6 protein-coding genes and 3 tRNA genes are annotated in these 3,798 nt (G+C 31.3%); all 9 read right to left on the bottom strand.

Going from position 1 to position 3,798, the window contains the following annotated elements; all coding sequences use genetic code 11:
- Positions 1-378 (bottom strand): hypothetical protein (locus tag QZ548_RS08465; RefSeq protein ID WP_295869691.1); only part of this gene is annotated, 378 nt, incomplete at its 3' end.
- 107 nt (positions 379-485) lie between these two features.
- On the bottom strand, positions 486-782 hold the full coding sequence (locus QZ548_RS08460; protein ID WP_295869690.1) for a hypothetical protein: 297 nt from the start codon (positions 780-782) through the stop codon (positions 486-488).
- 32 nt (positions 783-814) lie between these two features.
- Positions 815-888: transfer RNA gene (locus QZ548_RS08455), tRNA-Leu, on the bottom strand.
- 203 nt (positions 889-1,091) lie between these two features.
- Positions 1,092-1,454 carry a hypothetical protein gene (locus QZ548_RS08450; protein ID WP_295869689.1) on the bottom strand — a complete coding sequence of 121 codons (363 nt, stop codon included), beginning with the start codon at positions 1,452-1,454 and terminating at the stop codon, positions 1,092-1,094.
- Positions 1,455-1,564: 110 nt separating this feature from the next.
- Positions 1,565-1,650 (bottom strand) — tRNA-Leu (locus QZ548_RS08445).
- A 79-nt stretch (positions 1,651-1,729) separates the two neighbouring features.
- Positions 1,730-1,802, bottom strand: a tRNA-His gene (locus QZ548_RS08440).
- Positions 1,803-2,123: 321 nt separating this feature from the next.
- The gene (locus QZ548_RS08435; protein WP_295869687.1) at positions 2,124-2,609 is read right to left on the bottom strand and encodes a hypothetical protein; all 486 of its coding nucleotides are present in this window, start codon (positions 2,607-2,609) and stop codon (positions 2,124-2,126) included.
- Positions 2,606-2,875 (bottom strand): hypothetical protein, encoded by a 270-nt coding sequence (locus QZ548_RS08430; RefSeq protein WP_295869685.1) that lies wholly within the window; start codon positions 2,873-2,875, stop codon positions 2,606-2,608. Before QZ548_RS08430 ends, QZ548_RS08435 begins: the two co-directional genes overlap by 4 nt.
- 439 nt (positions 2,876-3,314) lie before the next feature.
- Complete coding sequence (locus QZ548_RS08425; protein ID WP_295869683.1) at positions 3,315-3,593, bottom strand: hypothetical protein; 279 nt, start codon at positions 3,591-3,593, stop codon at positions 3,315-3,317.
- Between the last annotated feature and the right edge of the window lie 205 nt (positions 3,594-3,798).

Genomic DNA, 3,798 nt, shown 5'->3' with positions numbered 1-3,798 from the left:
AGCGATCCAAAGAAGTCTTAATCTGGCTTCATTCTTCAAACCTTGTGCTCTAAAGGTAGATAACTTTTCGCCATTAAAATATGGTTGTCTAGTAATACCTCTAATATAGCCTTGAATCTTCAAAGCTGTAAGAGCATCTTCTTCCCAAAGAAGATTCATATCTGCGAAAACATCATTAATATCTCTTGGATCAAGATATCTGCTAAGATTAGCAAAATCATCAATAAAGATATTTCCAGAAGTATCATATTTCAATGAACCATTGTGACTAGTAGTCTCATGTTCTTGTTTATACGCTTCTTTTTCAAAGATGTTTTTAAACTCTTTCTTTTGTTTTTTTGCAGGCTTCTCAAATAAAGCCTTTTTACGTTCCATCATAATTATTCTTTTTAAAGTAAATAAATTTGTTCCACTATAGGGACTCGAACCCTAATTCCTCATAGAATGAGCATCTTACCAAATTAGACGATAGTGGAAATCCTTAATTATGCTTCACAATCAGGATCAACTAAGCCATCAAATATTTGTCCAATAAGTACGTCCTTGACTACTCGTTTGACAACTTCCAAAGACTTTGGACTTTTTGTTAGATATTCTCTGAGCATTACATACAATTGATCTCCAGTACAACATACTGCAGTCTGCATAGTATCCTCATAGGTTGCTAATAAAAAGCATCCAACTTTTGATTCTGGAGTTATTGGATTAGCTCTATGAAATTGATCTAATCCATTAGAAAAATTTTCTACTAACTCTACAAATTCTTGATCTTCTTTCTTCATAATTATCTATTTTTTAAAGATTAATAAATATGTGGGAATAATGGGATTCGAACCCATAACATTATGCTCCTAAGGCATACGCGTCTACCAGTTGCGCCATATTCCCGAGTTAACAGTTGAAAGAGCATTATACTTTAGAAACTAACTGTTAAATCATTCTTTTGGTTAATTACTCCAAACAGAATAATAAGTTTCTTACTACGATACCAATTCTAAAGTGCTATTGATTGGACCCTTTTAGGATTTAGTAGCCGTCAACCCCTTATTTAAGTTATAAGGAACTCTCAACACCTAGCACAAATATTGAAATTAAATAAATACAGTCATACACCCTACAAATGCTGTATAGGTATAATATTGACTATATTGACTATAATCAGGAATTTCCTGAAGATAAGCTTTAGGAACATTTATCCAGCCATATCCATTTTGATAAGCTGCAACATAATATCCATTTTCATCACTAGCTACTTTAAGTTTGACAGCAGTCCAACCAGTAGTAGTTTGTGCAGTAGCCATGATTACTTGATAATGCACTTTTGGTGGATTATAAGTAAATGGTTTAGTTGTTGGAACTGATCTACCTACTGGTGTATAAGTAGATGGTGTAAATTGCGCATTACATACTAAACATGTTAGAAGTAACACTAATGATAATATAAACTTTTTCATATCTTTACTTTTAATTAATTACAAAATAAAAAACTTAGTCTATCTTCACAGACAAACTAAGTCCCGATCAATAATCAGCTATATAAAAAATAAACTCCAAATATACAATGTAGCTCAGACAGGACTCGAACCTGCACGGGCATTCCTGCCCAAGGGATTTTAAGTCCCTCGTGTCTACCAATTCCACCACTGAGCCATAAGTAGCAATCCTATTTCACAACAGTAAGCTACTACATCAATTATAGCATTTCTAAATTTCAAATGAAAGAAAAAATGGGTCACACTGGGGATTCGAACCCCTAACTCCAGATCCACAATCTGACATGTTACCATTACACTAGGTGGACCATAAACGGAACATTAATTTATTAACCTACAAATAATTATGGACACAATAAGTAAATAATTTGCTGAAATGTTCCTAAAATATTAACACGACTGTTGGCGATAATAGAATCGAACTATTATAAACTATCCATAGTCGCCAATATGCAACCCCCTTAGAATGATTCGAATATTCGGGACAAAGAATCAAACTTCGGGGGTTGTTTTATTCTAATTTTTCAGTAAAAGTTGCTGATTTGTCCCAATAACAATAATTAAAACTTTATGAGTTACAAAGATAATATATGAAAGATATATTTTCAATACATTGAAAGTTAACTAATGTTAAACTTCCTGCATTTTGAATATTTTTTCCTTAATATCTTCTGGTAGCTTTTCTACAGCTTCCATATCAATTCCAGAAGGAATATAGAGTTTACAATTCCTCTTAGCACAATGTGGTTTAAGGAATTTAGCAAATTCTTCTGGATTAAGAGAGTCCAAGAAAAGATTAACCTGTTCTGCAGTTGCTGATTCTACAGCCATCTTAACATGGTGTTTGGTTTTTCTTAACTTGTTGAACCATTTTTCCACTTTCTTATAGTGAATAGGTATATTCTGCATGACATAATCATACTCACCTTTTTCACGATATTTCTTAATTAAAGTAGAATCTTCAGTCATCTCTGCAATAAGATAATTGACATAAGACTTAGTTGGGATACACTTCTTTAAAATGTTCTCCAACTCTTTTCTGTTATAAATTCTACATTTCTCAAGTTGAGTGTTTAATGCTACAGCAACTGATTCATAATTCACTATTGATTTCATAATACATCCCATTTAATAATGATTACACAATAAGGTTCTTTTAAAACTCCAACTGCAAATCCTTTTCTTTTTAAAGAATCTACAATTTCATCCAAATATGGATTTACTTCCTTAGGAATATCACTAATAGTCAGCTTACACTCATTATAAAGTTTAGCTGTATTATAGATTCTTTCGTTAATTTCATTTTTAAAATCATTAACGATTTCCTCTCTGGTAGTAATTTTAGAATGTTTAGACAACATGGTTGCTAATTCTTCATTCATATCTGGATAGGATTTTCTAATGAAGCTAAACATTATCTAATGATACTAGATAAGTAAAACTTCAAATCCTCTTGACATAGAATAAGAGGTTGACCCTTATACATATTCATGAGGTACTTAGTGTGTTCATTTGCTGGGAGTATGTCACAAACTTGTCCAAGTTTGTCAGTCTTAACTGTGAATGCTACTGACCCATTTTGATCCTTTACTTCTAATGATTTAAGATACATAATAATTTTTTGTCTTTAATGACTATAATTCACACTTTCGTGTGCACTCCAATATCTTTTTTAAAAAAGAGCTACTATTATTCACTCTATAAAAAGATATAAAAACTTTGTAGTTTATACTCCTAAAACTTAATTGCTTAAGAAACTGGAGTACCCTCACTAGCTTGGGAAAAGTTAATATGAGTTTTTTCTGTATAACATGAACAAAACTAAGATACTTTCAAAACACCTGTACAATGGATCAATTCTGGAAGTTGAATCCAATGAGTAATTTCATCTGGTTCCTCTAAAAGATTATATATCTTAATAACATTTTCTTTTAAAGGATAAATATAATCTGAATATCCACAATGAACTGGCCCTATTTTGAGAATTGCTTTATTATTAGTTATCATATAATGAGTAACCATAAAATGAAATCTCATATTAGAGTTAACTAATAAGAAGTTTATTAATCCCATTGTAGGATTTTCAATGTTAATATCCAAACACATAAGACTCATAGAGTGAGCATTTAATCCTTTATTATTAAAGATATCTCTTAACTTTGTGAAATACTGCTCATCTATAAAGATTCTAGCATTCTTAATGTCAGAAACTTTTTTATCATGTATCTACTCAGCTAACAGAGTTGAACTTTTCTTTTGAGAGAGCAGTTTTGAAACACTCTTTTTGTGGAATCTGCAAGTGGAT

The organism is uncultured Veillonella sp. (genome assembly GCF_915069625.1).
Lineage (GTDB): Bacteria > Bacillota > Negativicutes > Veillonellales > Veillonellaceae > Veillonella.
The sequence above is the reverse complement of the archived record's forward strand: the minus strand, read 5'-3'. Positions and strand labels throughout refer to the sequence as shown.

What these genes read in the sequence shown, in the direction of transcription:
- QZ548_RS08460 (WP_295869690.1), bottom strand. Translation starts at nt 782, where the DNA reads ATGAAGAAAGAAGATCAAGAATTTGTAGAGTTAGTAGAAAATTTTTCT.
- QZ548_RS08450 (WP_295869689.1), bottom strand. Translation starts at nt 1,454, where the DNA reads ATGAAAAAGTTTATATTATCATTAGTGTTACTTCTAACATGTTTAGTA.
- QZ548_RS08435 (WP_295869687.1), bottom strand. Translation starts at nt 2,609, where the DNA reads ATGAAATCAATAGTGAATTATGAATCAGTTGCTGTAGCATTAAACACT.
- QZ548_RS08430 (WP_295869685.1), bottom strand. Translation starts at nt 2,875, where the DNA reads ATGAATGAAGAATTAGCAACCATGTTGTCTAAACATTCTAAAATTACT.